Annotated in this window: 11 protein-coding genes and 1 tRNA gene; 8 read left to right on the top strand and 4 right to left on the bottom strand. The window is 57.6% G+C overall.

What is annotated here, in order from left to right:
• Positions 1–752: 752 nt before the first annotated feature.
• Both KQ307_RS06480 and KQ307_RS06485 read right to left on the bottom strand, forming a co-directional pair.
• Positions 753–824: transfer RNA gene (locus KQ307_RS06480), tRNA-Gly, on the bottom strand.
• Positions 825–1,171: 347 nt separating this feature from the next.
• Positions 1,172–2,089 (bottom strand): glycosyltransferase, encoded by a 918-nt coding sequence (locus KQ307_RS06485; RefSeq protein ID WP_259727364.1) that lies wholly within the window; start codon positions 2,087–2,089, stop codon positions 1,172–1,174.
• Positions 2,090–2,231: 142 nt separating this feature from the next.
• Between KQ307_RS06485 and KQ307_RS06490 the strand changes: the two genes are divergently transcribed.
• From KQ307_RS06490 to KQ307_RS06525, 8 genes are all read left to right on the top strand, one after another.
• The gene (locus KQ307_RS06490) at positions 2,232–3,254 is read left to right on the top strand and encodes a glycosyltransferase (protein ID WP_259727365.1); all 1,023 of its coding nucleotides are present in this window, start codon (positions 2,232–2,234) and stop codon (positions 3,252–3,254) included.
• Between the two features lie 586 nt (positions 3,255–3,840).
• On the top strand, positions 3,841–5,082 hold the full coding sequence (locus KQ307_RS06495; RefSeq protein WP_259727366.1) for a class I SAM-dependent methyltransferase: 1,242 nt from the start codon (positions 3,841–3,843) through the stop codon (positions 5,080–5,082).
• 10 nt (positions 5,083–5,092) lie between these two features.
• Positions 5,093–6,121 (top strand): hypothetical protein, encoded by a 1,029-nt coding sequence (locus tag KQ307_RS06500; protein ID WP_259727367.1) that lies wholly within the window; start codon positions 5,093–5,095, stop codon positions 6,119–6,121.
• A 6-nt stretch (positions 6,122–6,127) separates the two neighbouring features.
• Positions 6,128–6,529 carry a DUF4254 domain-containing protein gene (locus KQ307_RS06505; protein WP_259727368.1) on the top strand — a complete coding sequence of 134 codons (402 nt, stop codon included), beginning with the start codon at positions 6,128–6,130 and terminating at the stop codon, positions 6,527–6,529.
• 658 nt (positions 6,530–7,187) lie between these two features.
• Positions 7,188–8,339 (top strand): glycosyltransferase family 9 protein, encoded by a 1,152-nt coding sequence (locus KQ307_RS06510; protein WP_259727369.1) that lies wholly within the window; start codon positions 7,188–7,190, stop codon positions 8,337–8,339.
• The gene (locus KQ307_RS06515; RefSeq protein ID WP_259727370.1) at positions 8,336–9,874 is read left to right on the top strand and encodes a glycosyltransferase family 2 protein; all 1,539 of its coding nucleotides are present in this window, start codon (positions 8,336–8,338) and stop codon (positions 9,872–9,874) included. Before KQ307_RS06510 ends, KQ307_RS06515 begins: the two co-directional genes overlap by 4 nt.
• A complete protein-coding gene (locus KQ307_RS06520) occupies positions 9,871–10,809 on the top strand; it encodes a GDP-mannose 4,6-dehydratase (protein WP_259727371.1) in 939 nt (312 codons plus the stop codon). The genes KQ307_RS06515 and KQ307_RS06520 overlap by 4 nt, the downstream gene beginning before the upstream one ends.
• Before the next feature lie 619 nt (positions 10,810–11,428).
• A complete protein-coding gene (locus KQ307_RS06525; RefSeq protein WP_259727372.1) occupies positions 11,429–11,902 on the top strand; it encodes a VOC family protein in 474 nt (157 codons plus the stop codon).
• 32 nt (positions 11,903–11,934) lie between these two features.
• Here the strand turns inward: KQ307_RS06525 and KQ307_RS06530 are convergent, their stop codons facing one another.
• Together KQ307_RS06530 and acnB are read right to left on the bottom strand one after the other, a co-directional pair.
• Positions 11,935–12,381, bottom strand: a complete 447-nt coding sequence (locus tag KQ307_RS06530) for a hypothetical protein (protein ID WP_259727373.1) — start codon at positions 12,379–12,381, stop codon at positions 11,935–11,937.
• Between the two features lie 109 nt (positions 12,382–12,490).
• Entirely contained in the window at positions 12,491–15,121 is a 2,631-nt protein-coding gene (gene acnB, locus KQ307_RS06535; protein WP_259727374.1) for a bifunctional aconitate hydratase 2/2-methylisocitrate dehydratase, read from the bottom strand.
• Positions 15,122–15,219: the final 98 nt, after the last annotated feature.

The raw sequence follows: 15,219 nt of genomic DNA on the forward strand, positions 1-15,219 counted from the left end.
CTTCTTCTGCTGAAGCCTGTGGATGCGCTTCTCCTCATCCCAGAATCCACGCTGTCCCATTCAGCTGTGTTGAACTGAACCAATTCTATTGCTTATTTTAAAGTCTGTCAGGGAGCGACGTTGATTTTTCGAGGTGCCCTTAATACTTCGTAGCCTGATCTTTCTGCAGTGGAGGCCAGGTAGGGCTATCGCCAGGCAGCGGTTTTGCCTGGTGCCAGTCGGCGAGTTGGTTGTTACCCGTTGAGCTTCTCTTGGGCGTTCAGCAGGGCAGCAGCGGCACATCAGAGGGGATCCGCCCGCTGTGACTCCATCGGGTCGGTGGTGGCATTGCGGGATGGCCTGCCCAGTTGCTGCCGCCTTGGGGTGAATCCAATTGCGGCCACCAACCTCAAGCAGCCGGGCTGCCGGGGCTGTTCAGCAGATGTTCTGGCCTCTGCAAGCAGCGCAGGCTGGGCAGGCAGCTCCTGAAATCCCCGCCAGCTGGTCGTTGGCCAGCGATGACGTGATCGGCCAGATGCCCCGATGCACAAGAACGACCTGGCCACAGGCAGTGCCCACCGGCCCAGGGTCACACTGGCTGTGGCCCAACCTGAAACCGGGATGGCCCAGGCGCCAGCTGTGAGCCCCACTGCCAGGATAGAGATCCTGGAGCCGCTGATTCTGCTGGAGACGGCCGCAGGCGAAGCCAAGGCAGCCAGCCCCACGACTTCTTGAGTGTCGCCTGGATTGATGCGGCGGTGGCGGTTGAATCAAGCGGATGAAGAGATTCGAACTCTCGACCCTCTCCTTGGCAAGGAGATGCTCTACCACTGAGCTACATCCGCAGATCACCTGAGGTAGCAGGCGTTGTGGACGGCATCGCCGCCAACAGATCCATCATGCACCATCGGGTGTGCGCCATGGCAACCCCCCTTGCGGGAACCAGCGAGCTGAGGCCCTCGGCGCGCCTCACGCCTCTGTTGTCCGTGATGAAGGGGGCGGAGCCGGTGCCCACTGCTCCGAGCTGCTGCCCCCGGCCCGTTCGGAGACGTTGGCAAGTCATCGGCCCCCGGAAGTGGAGGCCGGTCGCTTGGTCGCGTTGATTCTGGATGGATGCTGCACACAACGAAACATGAACTTGACCATCAACCATGCACCCTGCTTGCAGTGATTTGCGGATAACCCCTTTCTATCAATAATCCTCAGCCTTGCCTCGTGCAGAGTCTCCGGCTTTTCTGATGGTTATCTGTTGAGATAGGGGCCGTAGCCTTTGCCTCACCTTTCCCCAGTATCGCTTCGCGCCGGAAGCCTGTATCCCCAATTCTTTATTGATGGCAGCCAGTTGCCTGCACCCCTTAAGGATGGCCTTCCAGTTGCCTGTCGCCCCCCCCTCCGCCATGGCAACCAAGGGTTGGCTGCAGATCATCGTAGTTTGGGGTACTGCCGATCCAAGCAGGATGGATTGCATCAGTTTGTAGTCAGCCGAAAGGCCATATTGCTCGTCAAACGCTACCGTCTTGTAGAGTTCTGTCTCGGCAATGAATCCTGGGTGAGGATAATGCAGTCCTCGTAAAAGTTGCTGTCGCCATTTGCTTATGTCGGCTGGGATAGGATGAACAAGCCAGAGGCTCTTCAGGTGCTGAGCAGGTCGTCTGAAGTAGCCGATCGATGCAATCATCACGCGCGCTTCTTTCACCTGTCCCTCCTGCAGAAAGCCTGCATAGGCACGGGGATCGAGCAGCAGATCATCAGAATTCAGGACATGGGTGTAACGTCCGCTGGCTTGCTCAAGCCCTGCATTCATAGCGGCATAGGGGCCACCGCTGATGTTGGAGACCCACCGGCAGAAGGAATGCTTCGCAGCGTGACTGGACACCAACTCTGCAGTGCCGTCAACGGAGCCGCCATCAATGATGAGATGTTCGAGTTCCCAGCCACTTCGTGTCAGCGTCACGCGGGCTTCCAGAACACTCAGAACGTTTTCAACGATGGTGTCGACAGCATTCAGGCAAGGGGTGATGATCGTGATAAGCGGCTGGGGGCTTGCAGCGGTCTCCTGGTCAGTCCGAGCCATTCCGTGGGTTTCCCCGCCTGCAGGGGCTTGGGCCATGGGCTGCTTGCGGCTGCGCTGATCAACATCCTGCCATGGACTTAAGACTCACCGGGATACGTGGTTTAAGATGGGGTCCTGTTCAGCCTCATTCCAACTGTTTCCCTACCTTTCTTCTGGCAGCATTCCATCTGTGGGTCAGTTGTCTATCGGCTTCGATTCACAGATCCTCCGCCGGCAGCGTCGAGGTGGCATCAGCCGTTATTTTGCTGACTTAGCCACCGGACTGCAGCGTGCGGGTGTGTGTGTCAGGCTTGCCCCGAAGCAATCCAGAGGGTGGTTGAACACACCGCCATGGCGCCAAGCCGATGTGATCCATGCAACCTTCTATGGCGGTCGTCCATACAGGCTACGCACTGAACAGCGCCTTGTGAGCTCTCTCTTTGACATGGTTCCGGAGCGACATCCAGAGCACTTCTTTCTTCCTGCTCTGCGCTCTCCCCACGCAAACAAGCGCGCCTGGTTTTCTGCTTCAGACCTGATCATCAGCATCAGTGCTGCCTCTGCTGATGATCTCACTTTCTTTCATCCAGGTCTATGCACACCTCTTCGGGTGATTCATCTGGCAACAGCCATGGATAGGATCCAGCCCCAACAGGTGGACAGGCTTGTGGGTCGGCGCTTCTGGTTGATGGTCGGCAAGCGGTATGCCTACAAGAATGGCCAGACCTTGTTGCGAGCTCTGGCTTTGATGCATCAAGGTTGTGGTGCGGGTTGTGATTTTCCGCTTCTGGTCTTCGCAGGTGGCGGCCCTTGGCGTTCCGAAGAACATCAACACATTGCCGCCCACGGCCTTGAGCATGCTGTTCTCCAGCTACCTGTCAATGATCCAATGCTGGCCTGGCTCTATCGCCATGCCGAGGCTGTGCTTGTCCCCTCGCTTGCGGAGGGTTTTTCCTTGCCCCTGATTGAGGCTCTGGCTTGCGACACCCCGATCGTGGCCTCAGACATTGAGGTGCACCGTGAGGTTGGCGAGGGTTTCATGACCTTCCTGTCGCCTCTCAACGCCAGGGTCTGGGCGGACTGGCTGAGGAGTCATTCAGCAGCGGATCTGCAACGACCAAGCCGTCGCCTCGGACCTGAGGGATACGCGAGCCTGCGCCACCACTACGAGATGGATCGTCTGGTCCAGCAGCATCTTGATGCCTATGGCAGTGTTCGTTGAACGGCTCCCCGACCTGCTTGTCAGGCTGTGGACGTTGTCATGAACTTAGCGGATCTATTCTATGCTGTGTTGTATGGATGGAAGGCTCTGCTCGCAGGAGTAATGAATTAGCTTGGTAGTCCTTGCAATTCGCATGGCCGATGTCTACGAACGTTTCGTGTCAGGGTTGTCTGTGTTGGGTATCCTTTTGCCTCAGTCAGTAATGCCATCCCATTTGTCTTCCACCGGATCAGCGGAGTGGAGGTGAGCAGGTGCGCAGTCCGGCCTCCCACTGCTTCAAACTGAGAGCCGTGGTTGGATCAGGTCTACCAGCCTGTGCCTGGAATCACCCCCTCTGGCGCAGCCAGAAACTTCTCTCGCTGGCAGCTCAAGCCCGCATAGTGCAGCTGCGGGGCATTGCGTTGGCTCTCCTGAAGGTGGATAAGCAAAGCACATTCAACCAAGTCTGCCCAGCCCATGGCTGTGATTGTGGGGACCTTGCGAGCGAAGTTGATTGGGTTTCCCAGGTTTTCTTGGCAGTGGACTCGCTCTGGGAAGCCAACGCCTGCTCAGATACTATGTTAAGCCTGTTCGTCCTGCGGCTTCAATGGTCTTACCCTACTCAGAGATTGAACGTTGCCGCGTGAGCGGTGACTCACACTTGGTCACCATTCTTGATCTTGGCCGCCAGGCACTCACCGGCGTTTTCCCCTCCACTCCAGAAGATGAGGTGACCAGCGGTCCGCTGGAGCTTGTCTGGTGCCCCTCCAGCGGCCTGGTTCAACTCAGGCACTCCTACAACCCCGACGAGATGTACGGGGACAACTACGGATATCGCTCTGGACTTAACCAGTCCATGGTCGATCATCTCACGAACAAGGTGCAATATTTGGAGCGTTTGGCCGGGGTTAGCCCGGGCGATACCGTCCTTGACATAGGTAGCAATGACGCCACCACACTCAAGGCCTACCAGACCAAGGAGCTTCACCGAATCGGTATAGATCCTACCGGGGCCAAGTTTGCTGAACTCTACCCCGACGATATCAAGCTGGTGCCAGATTTCTTCTCAGCGGAAGCGTTCCGCAGCGTTTCCACTACGCCAGCCAAGGTGGTCAGTTCCATCGCCATGTTTTATGACCTTGAGGATCCAGTCTCCTTTGCGCGGCAGATCCATGAGGTGCTCGCTGAAGACGGGGTTTGGCATTTTGAGCAGAGCTACATGCCTTCCATGCTGCGGACGAACTCCTACGACACGATCTGCCATGAGCACCTCGAATACTACTCACTTGGTGTCGTAGCCAGGATTCTCGAGGCAGCCGACTTGCGCCTTGTAGATGTGGTAATGAACAATGTCAATGGAGGAAGCTTTGCTGTAACAGCGGCACGTCAATCAAACACCTCCTTGGGGAGCAATTCATCGGTCATTGACTGGCTTCTTGAACAGGAGGACCGAATGGGGCTCTCAACTCCCAAGCCATTTCGTGACTTTGAGGAGCGCGTCTTCCGTCATCGGGATGACCTTACCCGTCTTGTCAAGTCTCTGGTCGCCGATGGCAAGACCATCTTCGGTTACGGAGCCTCAACCAAGGGAAATGTCCTCTTGCAGTTTTGTGGGTTCACGCCGAGTGAAATTCCCTTCATTGCTGAGGTCAATGAGGAGAAATTTGGCCGTGTTACTCCTGGTACGAGAATACCAATCATCTCCGAGAAGCAGGCTGCTGCCATGAAGCCTGACTATTACCTTGTCCTGCCTTGGCACTTCCGAGGCGGCATTGTGCAGAGGGAGAAGCAGTATCTGGCTAGTGGTGGTCGCCTGATCTTCCCGTTCCCTGAGATTGAAATCGTTTAGCATGCAATCCATGCTTCGTAAACTGAGGAAAAGTATTGACCGCGCCTCCCAGTTGGTGGCTGATTTGGGTGGTTCTGCCATCTCATGCATGGCGAAAATTCGCCAGCTCGATGACAAATGGGAGCGCAATGCCTGCCTGTTCGGACGCCTTGCAGCCTTCCAGGTTCAGCGTATGGAGGAGATCGACACTCTTGCTGATGTTGAGTTCCAGGTTTTTTCCCAGTTTGGTGAGGATGGGATCATCGAGTGGCTGGTCTCCAGTCTGAATCTACAGAACAGGACGTTTGTGGAGTTCGGTGTTGAAAACTACCTTGAGGCTAACACCCGATTTCTCCTGCTCAACCGCAACTGGACAGGCTTGGTCTTCGATGGTGACGCCGGGAACATGAATGTACTGCGCTCGTCTGCAACCTACTGGCGCAACGACATCCAAGCCCATGCCGCGTTCATCACGGCAGAGAACATTCAACAGCTTATCGAGCAAAATGGATTTTTTGGACCGCTGGGTATCCTTAGCATCGACCTCGATGGCAATGATTATTGGATCCTGAAGGCACTTGGTGGACTTCGTCCCGACATCCTTGTCCTAGAGTGCAATCCAGTGTTCGGTGATCGGCATGCCGTTACTGTCCCCTATGATGCGAAATTTGAGCGTTTTCGAAGCCACTACTCGGGGTTGTTGTTTGGCGCATCCATCGCCGCTTTGCGCGAGCTTGCAGAGGGCCGCGGCTACGAATTCCTCGGCACCTGCATGAATGGCTTGAATGCCTTCTTTGTGAGGGCGGACCTTGCGCCCCAGCTCGCTGGAAGGATCAAGCGCCGCATCGCTTGGCCCGCCATCCACCGTGACTCGCGTGACCCTGCAGGGCGATTAAGCTATGTCCGCGGCAGGGAACGATTCGATCTCATTGCAGGTTGCATGGTTCATTGCTGCCGCTCAGGTCGGATGGTCCGTCTGGGAGATCTTGGTGAGCCCTACAGCGCAGAGTGGCTACGAGCCATGGCTCTCCCAAGGGACCTTCTGCAAGCTGCTGCGTAGCCATCTATGACTTCAAGCACTGTACTGGCCCCAGTATCGTTAGGCGAGCTGCTTGACAAGATCAGCATTCTAGAAATCAAGGAGTCACGAATTGTTGAGGAGTCTAAACTCGTTAACGTTCGTACTGAGCTGCGTTGTTTGTGTGCCATCCGCCCAGTCTCCCTTGTCGGTAACCTCGCTATTGAGCAGTGGGTGAGGTTGCTGCGAGAGGCCAACACTGAGTTGTGGGATCTTGAAGATCGCATTCGTGACAAAGAGCGTGCTGGTGAGTTCGACGATGAGTTCGTCGAGATTGCACGCCTCATCTATCGAACCAATGACAAGCGCGCCCATGCCAAGAAGATGATTAATTCGATCTGCGGCTCGCAAATAGTCGAGGAGAAGTCATATCAGCCTTATGATGACTAGATGGGTTTGAGTTGCCATTCCTTTCCCGTTCAGGGGGAATGAGTTGCTTTGCCGCCGTTGTACTCATTCAGGCGGTTGGAGAGAATCCTGGCCTGGCTTGCTGCTCTCTCGCCTCTATTGTGGGCATTCCTGTGGACGGTGTTTGCTTCAGAATTCACTCCCGGCAGCGGGCAGTATGCCCAGCCTGGAGAGTCCCATTGACCGTAGCCGTGAGTTTGCGATAGAACTGGCTTCTCTAGAACCCAAACTTTTTTGGCGATGTTCATTGTGGCTTAATCCCTGGTTATCTTGCCTGTGCCAGCACAGTAAACTATCACAGACTGCAGGACATAAAAGTTCTGGCCAAGCCCATCTTGCTTTGGTGTTGGCGTCAATCTCTCACCTCCCAGTTCCTGCCAGCTTGGACCTGGGATGAGAGTTGGGACTTCAGTCAGGCTGTTTCACCGGCCAGCAAGTGCTGTCACCGAGATCGTGGATGATTCCTTTCCAGTGTTGCTGATCCTATGATGATGACATTCCTTTCAGTCTACGGCGCCATACTGACAATATGTCGGTGGCTGTTTCTGCCTGCCTCATCACATGCAATCATCATGCTGTTGATGGTCTTCAGAGATAGAGTATCCGGCGAGTCGTCCCGCCTGCTCCATCAGGATTACGCATGAAGGCAGCACTGGTCCAGCTTGACGCCAATGGAGACTGCCTCTATGCCACGACCATCGCAAGGCAGATCAAGCAGGATCATCCAGGTTGCCACCTCACATGGTGGATTTCCTCGCGGTGTAGCAGCTTGCTGTTGGCCAACCCGTATGTGGACGAAGTCGTTACTGTTGACCTGCCTGACTGGACGAACTTCAGCCGAGATCTCATTTGGGCGTTGGCCAGCCGTGAGATCATGCGGCGGCAGGCTGGCAGCCATGCCTACGATCGGATCTGGTTCCCTCAGGTTTATCCTGATAACTTCCGTTATTTTGATGGCACTGTTCGGCCAAGCATGTTCCGCGGCTATGATCGACCTATCAGTGTTCCGATTGATCCGGTCATTTGCTTGACCTCGGAGGAGAGGGAGCGAGTCGAAGCATTCGCTCTTGAACACCGTCTACTTGAGCGTGGGAGGGTTGTGCTTTTCGAATGTTCTTCCAATAGCATGCAATCCCATGTAACGCCAGATTTTGCCAAGAAGGTGGCGAGGTTGAGCGCAGCAAGGAACATGGATCTATTCTTTCTACTCTCCACCATGCAGCCACTTGGTAGGGATCTTCCCCCCAACGCAGTGTCGGCATCTGCACTCACCATGAGAGAGAATCTTGCTCTCCTCGACTATTGCTCGGATTTCATTGGCTGCGGCAGCGGACTGACAGTGGTGGCCACCTGTGAACAGGCCAAGAAGGTTCCCAATCTCCAGATCTTGGATAGTAGGCGCTCGGTATTGGGTTCTTTCTTTCACGACTTTCACTATTGGGGGAAGCCAACCAGTCATTTCATTGAGATGCGTGATGCCACCCCGAGGGTAACGGTTGAGTGCCTTCGACGTTCTGCTGGTTCTGACCTCAAGGAGGCGATTGCCGAGTTCCACCGGCCTGTGCCTGTCACCTTCAGCTTCCTCAACTCTATTGGTAAATCCTTGATGGACCGTGGGATGTATCTTGATGCTGCCGAATCCTTGGCCCATGCTTTTCGTCGCTACCCCGACCGTACTGAGTTGCGCAATCATGCCCATCGGAGTGTTCTTCAACAGTGCCAGCTGGATAAGTCTTTCCGCTTGCCGGGTGGATCTAGGCAATGGGATTTTGTGCAGGAGTGCCTCTCATGAGTCGGGACTATCAGGTGGAACGGCTGGTCAATGGCGTTTCGCTGGCCCATGCAGCTCGTCCACACCCCCATGCGCTACTGCATTCTGGCAGCAATGCCTTTGTTGAAGAAATCTGTATCGAAGAATCCTATGGGCTTCAGGCCTATCTTCAGATTCTTGACAAGGACTGCGAGGTCCTGAGCTACCTGACTGCGGCCCAGAAGCTGCCTGATCTTGCTTCCCAAAGAGCCGCCTGGGTTGCTCCAGAATTGGAGTTGGTGCTGACCGGCCTTGATGTCCCCCAGTTTGGGGCTATCCATTGGATGGGTCGTTACAAGAGTGTTGCCGGCCGTCAGATGAGTGTGTTGCTTGTTGCCACCAAGGTTGGTAAAAAGGTGAAGAGATTCATGCAAAGTATTTTGAATCGCCTTCCTCCTCTTCCCTTTGATCGACACGTAGCCGCGATCACTCTATGGATTGTTGAAGGCACATCTTCGTCCGGTGCAGTTGTTCAGAAGCGCTTTTCCTTTCTACCTGTTATTGGCGATGCGGAGGGGGCTGATCCATTCCCTTGTTTGCGGGTATCAATGCATTCTTCACATTCATTCGTTTCATGGGCGCGCAGGCGCGCCCTTGGTTGCGTGCACTCTTCCAAGCGCTCCAGCTCTCTTGCCATTGGCAATGGGGCGAGCAATGAAATGGCGCATGCGTTGATTGAGAAGGACGAACCTGGTCATGTCCCATCGGTATCTCGGTTCCCTGGCCGCACGACTGAGGTTCAAATGTGGGGGGATTCGGAGGATGGCCGCGATTGGCCCAGGATCTCTGTCGTTACCGTAAGTTATAATCAAGGCCGCTATCTTCGTGCTTGTCTTGAGTCGGTCCTCGATCAAAACTATCCCAATCTGGACTATGTTGTCATCGACGGGGGCTCCACAGATGGAAGCCGAGAGATCCTTGAGTGTTATCGACACCGGCTCTCCCATCTCGTGATCGAACCTGATCGGGGTCAGTCCCATGCACTAAACAAGGGATTCATGTTGGCTTCTGGGGATGTGATGACCTGGCTTTGCAGCGACGACAGACTGGAGGCAGGTTCCTTGGAAATGGTAGCCAAAACTCAGTTCTATACCTCTTGCGATATGATCGTTGGTGGCTGTCGTGTTATTGATGGAATGGGTCGAACCAAGCAAATTCACCATTCTGGTTTCATTACAGGACAGCTCAGCCCGCTCAGTTTTGGCGACTTGGCCAGCTTTACCTCGACGTGGCTGAGTGGGCTCTATTTCTATCAGCCTGAAGTTTTTTTTACCCGAGATCTTTGGAATCGCGCAGGTGGCCATGTGAAGGAGCATCTTCACTATGCTATGGATTACGAAATGTTTCTCCGCTTTGCACTCTCAGGAGCAAGCCTTTTTGCGGTCGATCAAGTACTTGCTTCCTCCCGGCAACATGAGGAACAGAAGACCAGGCATGAACTCCCTATGTATCTACCCACGGTGGAACAAATTCTGAGAGACTTCCGGCGGTTACTTGGAGCCTTGCAGCAAGCATGATCAGATCCCTTGTCTTAGGTGTTTGTGGTCAGGATGGCAGCATTCTTGCCGAGGAGTTGGTGGCTACTGGGCGTCAAGTTCTGGGCATTGGCCGCAGAGCGGATGTTCAGTTCGCGATCGCAAACACTGCCTTCATCTATCGAAGGCTTGACCTCACAGACCAGAATGATTTGGACCGGTGCCTGGAGGAATTCCAGCCTGATGAGGTCTTCCATGTAGCGGCTGTCCATGGCTCGGCCGGCTTCATTTATGAAGAAGTGTGGGGGAGTGCTGTTGATGTCAACATTAAGTCTCTTCATCGCGTCCTTGAGTACGCCAGGCGTCGGCGGCCAGGGCTACGTGTCTTTTATGCCAGTTCCGCCAAGGTCTTTGGTTCTGCCCTGCAGGGTCGTGTCGATCTTTCGACCCCCCGCCTAGGTCATTGTCTTTATTCCATTACGAAGATCGCATCTGGCCAGCTCGCCGCCCATTACGAGCGCTCCCATGGCATCAGGACGACCGTGGCACTTCTCTTTAATCATGAGTCCGAGCGGCGCCCGGCTTCATTCTTCATTCCTAAGCTCTGCCGAGCTGTTAAGACCGCGTTGGCCAATCCGACGTATCGAGAGAAACTGCAGACACTCTCTTTCCATTGTGACTGGAGCTCGGCGCGTGACTTTATGCAGATGGCTATCCGTGCCGTGGAGATTGGCTGGGGAGGCGAATTGATCTTCGCAAGCGGCGTGACTTGGCTGGGTCGCGACTTTGCTCGTGAACTCTTTGCCCGACACGGACTTGACTATTCTATCCATCTGGATGCCCCGGATCATATCGATCCGCCCTCCTTTGATGTTGATATCTCCGAGACATCCCGTGTCCTTGGCCTTGCGCCCCGCCAGAGTATTCTTTCATTGTGTGAGCTAATGATCGCGAATGATAATTCCACTCTTTCTTAGATCATCTCACGTTTCTGTTTGCCCACTCCTCTTGTCTCATCTCCTGCAATATCATTTCTCCTTTTTGATCGCTTGGTTCTCTCTTTTGTCTCCTGGTGGCCGCAATGACGTTATTGCGGACGATATGCTTGTGCCCGTGACTGGACTGGGCTTCGTGTTGGGCTGAACTGGTGCGAGTGGTAACAGCCACCGTGGCTGCGCTTGTTCACTTTTCCGTTGAACGGTTGAGCGCTGTGTGCATGCGAGACCCATGTCTATTCTTGGCTTTAGGATGGATCCTTGATGCCTGATGAATCCACTGGGTTGTTTTTCGCTTCTGAACTGGCGCCTTGTCTGAATCTCTGACATGGGTGACGGTCTGGGTGGAAGTGATGGATTCGCGTTTGCCTGAGGAATGGCGACGCCGGCTGAAATTGGCTAACACTTCTATTGCCCCTTTGCCGCGCCCAATGAACCTTATTGTTCTTCATGGCTCCCGGCGGCCAGGAGATCGCAAGCGTAGGGCGGCTGCGGGTATGGTGCCCCTGGCATTGTTGCTGCGTCAAGGCCGGCAGGTTCAGGCTGCATGCTTGCGTTGCTGATCATGCTCCAGTAGAACCATCATCAACAAGGAGGCAAGATGGTCAAACACTTTGATCACGTCACGATTGTTGTTCGGGATATGGAGGCCGCCAGCCGATTCTTCAATCTGCTTGGCTTTGAGCACGAGAAGACGGTCGTGATAACGGGCGAAATCTTCTCGAACTACATGGGGGTGGCGGGAATTGAGGCTGAGCATGTGACGCTGGTGCTCGCCGGCGCAGTTCCACGCATGGAGGTGCAGTTGCTGGGCTACCGGCAGCCGCAGCCTGCCTTGGACCCGAGCATCAGCGACTTGAGCAAGCTCGGCTACAACCACATCTGTTTTGCCGTCGACGACCTGGACGGCGAGTTGCAGCGGTTGCGAGCGGCCGGCATCAGGACCCGCAACGAGATCCTCAACTTCCACGGCCGCAAGCTTGTCTTCCTTTGCGGGCCGGAAGGGATCACAGTGGAACTCTCGGAGCGCTGCGACATGTCCGATGGCGCCCCGATCACTCCCCCTAACGAATGAGAGCAGGGCCGCTGGCGGCCCGGTGGCTGGGTTTACTTGCCGATCAGGGCTGAGAGGGGGCCCATCAGCCCGCCGATCGCTGCGCTGGCGCCGGCTGCATCCGGCGTGCCGCCACCGAAGGTGCTGATCAAGGTGTTGGCTGCCGTCTCGATGGCGGGGTACTTATCACCGGCCAGGGGTTTGATCACAGGGCCGGCCTTTTCCCAGAGCCCCTTGAAGCCGCCCATGGTGGCGGCAGCGGCGGCCAGATTGCCGTTGCTCACTTCGCCCTGCCCTTTTTTGAGCAGATCAAGCACCGGGTTGACGGCAGGTGCCAGGGCTGTCTGGGTCGCGCCATCAACAGCGGTGCTGGCCGCATCCCCCATGCCTGAAGCCGCTTCCTTCATGCCTTGCTTGGCGCTGTTGCAGCCGGTCAGGCTGAGCGTTGCGGCTGCCATCACGGCCACACCGGTGCCGAGCAGCTGGGGGAATCGGGGCATCAGTTGGAGCAGCGAGCCGTCAGGTTGACCTTATCGATGGCAGCGGAATCAGCCCGCCAGATCCACGATTTGTAACTTCGGACACAGTTTCCAGCCAGGAAGCAGCGGCTCACACCCCCGCCAGCACCTTCTCCTCCTCCTCCACACTCACCACACGGCCGGCGTCGCTGAAGCCGTCGATCTGGTCGAAGTTGAGGTAGCGGTAGAGCTGGTCGGAGAGGGGATCGATCTTGGCCGCCGCAATCTCCAGGTACTCGGCCGGGCTGGGAATGCGGCCCAGCAGGGCACACACCGCGGCCAGTTCGGCGCTGCCCAGATACACCTGGGCGCCGTTGCCGAGCCGGTTGTTGAAGTTGCGGGTGCTGGTGGAGAACACGGTGGTGTTGTCTTCCACCCGGGCCTGGTTGCCCATGCAGAGCGAGCAGCCGGGCAGCTCCATGCGGGCGCCGGCGGTCTCGAACTTGGCGGTGTAGCCCTCCGCGCGCAGCACCTCGTCGTCCATGCGGGTGGGCGGACACACCCACAGCCGCGCGGCGCTGGTGCCGGCCCCGTCGAGCACGGTGGCGGCGGCGCGGTAGTGGCCGATGTTGGTCATGCAGGAGCCGATGAACACCTCATCGATCCGGTCGCCCGCCACCTCACTCAGCAACTTGACGTTGTCGGGGTCGTTGGGGCAGGCCAGCACCGGTTCGGTGAGCTCGTCGAGGTTGATCTCGATCACCTCGGCGTAGTCGGCGTCGGCATCGGCACTCAGCAGCTGTGGATTTGCCAGCCACGCCTCCATCGCCTGGAGGCGGCGGGCCATGGTGCGGGCATCGCTGTACCCCCTGGCGATCATGTTCTTGAGCAGCGCCACATTGCTGCGCAGGTATTCCGCCACCGTCGCTTCCGAGAGCTTGATCGTGCAGCCGGCGCAGGACCGTTCAGCAGAGGCGTCTGTGAGCTCAAAGGCCTGCTCCAGCTTGAGATCGGGCAGGCCTTCGATTTCGAGAATGCGGCCGGAGAACACGTTGATCTTCCCCGCCTTCGCCACGGTGAGCAGACCCTTCTGGATCGCCACCCACGGGATCACGTTCACCACATCGCGCAGGGTCACGCCCGGCTGCAACGACCCCGTGAAGCGCACCAGCACCGACTCGGGCATGTCGAGCGGCATGGCGCCGATGGCGGCGGCGAAGGCCACCAGGCCCGAGCCGGCCGGGAAGGAGATGCCCAGCGGGAAGCGGGTGTGGCTGTCACCGCCGGTGCCCACCGTGTCAGGAAGGAGCATGCGGTTGAGCCAGCTGTGGATGATGCCGTCGCCGGGGCGCAGCGCCACGCCGCCGCGCGACGCCATGAAATCGGGTAGCTCGGCGTGGGTTTTCAGATCCACCGGCTTCGGGTAGGCGGCGGTGTGACAGAAGCTCTGCAGCACCAGATCGGCGGAGAAGCCCAGGCAGGCCAGTTCCTTCATCTCGTCGCGGGTCATCGGCCCGGTGGTGTCCTGGGAGCCCACGGTGGTCATCAGTGGTTCGCAGCTGGTGCCGGGGCGCACGCCGCTCAGGCCGCAGGCCTGGCCCACCATCTTCTGGGCCAGGGTGAAGCCCTTGCCGGTGTCGGTGGGGGCCACGGGGCGGATGAACAGATCGGAGGCGGGCAAGCCCAGGCGGGCGCGCACCTTGTCCGTCAGGGAACGGCCGATCAGCAGCGGGATGCGACCGCCGGCGCGCACCTCATCGGTGATCGTGCTGGGCTTGAGCTCGAAGCTGGCCACGATCTCGCCGGCGCCGGCTTCGCCCGCCGCGCGCTCGATCGTGCCGGCATAGGGGCGGATCGTGATCACATCGCCGGTGGCCAGCGCCGCCACATCGCATTCGATCGGCAGGGCGCCGGAATCCTCGGCCGTGTTGAAGAAGATCGGCGCAATCTTGCCGCCCAGGATCACGCCGCCGGAGCGTTTGTTGGGCACATGGGGGATGTCGGTGCCGGTGTGCCACAGCACCGAGTTGATCGCTGATTTGCGCGAGCTGCCGGTGCCCACCACATCGCCCACATAGGCCACCGGATGGCCCTTGGCCTTGAGGGCGGTGATCTGCTCGAGGCCGCCTGGCTGGCGGGTTTCGAGCATCGCCATGGCATGCAGGGGGATATCGGGGCGGGTGGTGGCGTGGGTGGCCGGTGAGAGGTCGTCGGTGTTGGTTTCCCCCTCCACCTTGAACACCGTGACGGTGATCGCTTCGGCCAGCTCCGGCTTGGCGGTGAACCATTCAGCCTCGGCCCAGCTCTCCACTACCTGCTTGGCCCACGGATTGGTCTGGGCCAGCTCCAGCACATCGTTGAAGGCGTCGTAGACCAGCAGGGTGCGGCTCAGCCCCGTGGCGGCCTCAGCCGCAATGGCGGCATCGGGGTGGATCAGCAGCGTGATCAGCGCCCCCACGTTGTAACCGCCGATCATCGTGGCCAGCAGCCGGGTGGCCGCGATCGGCTCGAGCAGCGGACTGGTGGCCAGCCCCTGGGCCACGGCACTCAGCCAGCCGGCCTTCACATAGGCCGCCTCATCCACCCCCGGCGGAATGCGTTCGCTCAGCAGATCCAGCAGGAACGCCTCCTCGCCGGCGGGCGGCCGCTCCAGCAGCTCGGTGAGAGCCTGGGCCTGGGGCGCCGAGAGCGGCAGCGGCGGCACGCCGAGGGCCTCCCGTTCCGCAGCGGCCTGGCAGTAGGTGGCCAGCAGGTTGGAATCGGAGAACGGGGCGGCCACCATGCCTGAATCAATCGAGCGTTTTTCCATTCTCCCGCCCGCCGCCGACCCCGTGGTCACGACTGTTGCCAAAGCGAGGGTGTTCTGACTGTTTAGGGTGA

This window comes from Synechococcus sp. CS-1326 (assembly GCF_025128115.1).
GTDB lineage: Bacteria > Cyanobacteriota > Cyanobacteriia > PCC-6307 > Cyanobiaceae > Regnicoccus.

Coding starts and splice junctions, on each gene's coding strand:
- KQ307_RS06520 (WP_259727371.1), top strand. CDS start 9,871: ATGATCAGATCCCTTGTCTTAGGTGTTTGTGGTCAGGATGGCAGCATT.
- acnB (WP_259727374.1), bottom strand. CDS start 15,121: ATGGTGGCCGCCCCGTTCTCCGATTCCAACCTGCTGGCCACCTACTGC.
- KQ307_RS06495 (WP_259727366.1), top strand. CDS start 3,841: ATGGTCTTACCCTACTCAGAGATTGAACGTTGCCGCGTGAGCGGTGAC.
- KQ307_RS06485 (WP_259727364.1), bottom strand. CDS start 2,089: ATGGCCCAAGCCCCTGCAGGCGGGGAAACCCACGGAATGGCTCGGACT.
- KQ307_RS06515 (WP_259727370.1), top strand. CDS start 8,336: ATGAGTCGGGACTATCAGGTGGAACGGCTGGTCAATGGCGTTTCGCTG.
- KQ307_RS06500 (WP_259727367.1), top strand. CDS start 5,093: ATGCTTCGTAAACTGAGGAAAAGTATTGACCGCGCCTCCCAGTTGGTG.
- KQ307_RS06505 (WP_259727368.1), top strand. CDS start 6,128: ATGACTTCAAGCACTGTACTGGCCCCAGTATCGTTAGGCGAGCTGCTT.
- KQ307_RS06530 (WP_259727373.1), bottom strand. CDS start 12,381: ATGCCCCGATTCCCCCAGCTGCTCGGCACCGGTGTGGCCGTGATGGCA.
- KQ307_RS06525 (WP_259727372.1), top strand. CDS start 11,429: ATGGTCAAACACTTTGATCACGTCACGATTGTTGTTCGGGATATGGAG.
- KQ307_RS06510 (WP_259727369.1), top strand. CDS start 7,188: ATGAAGGCAGCACTGGTCCAGCTTGACGCCAATGGAGACTGCCTCTAT.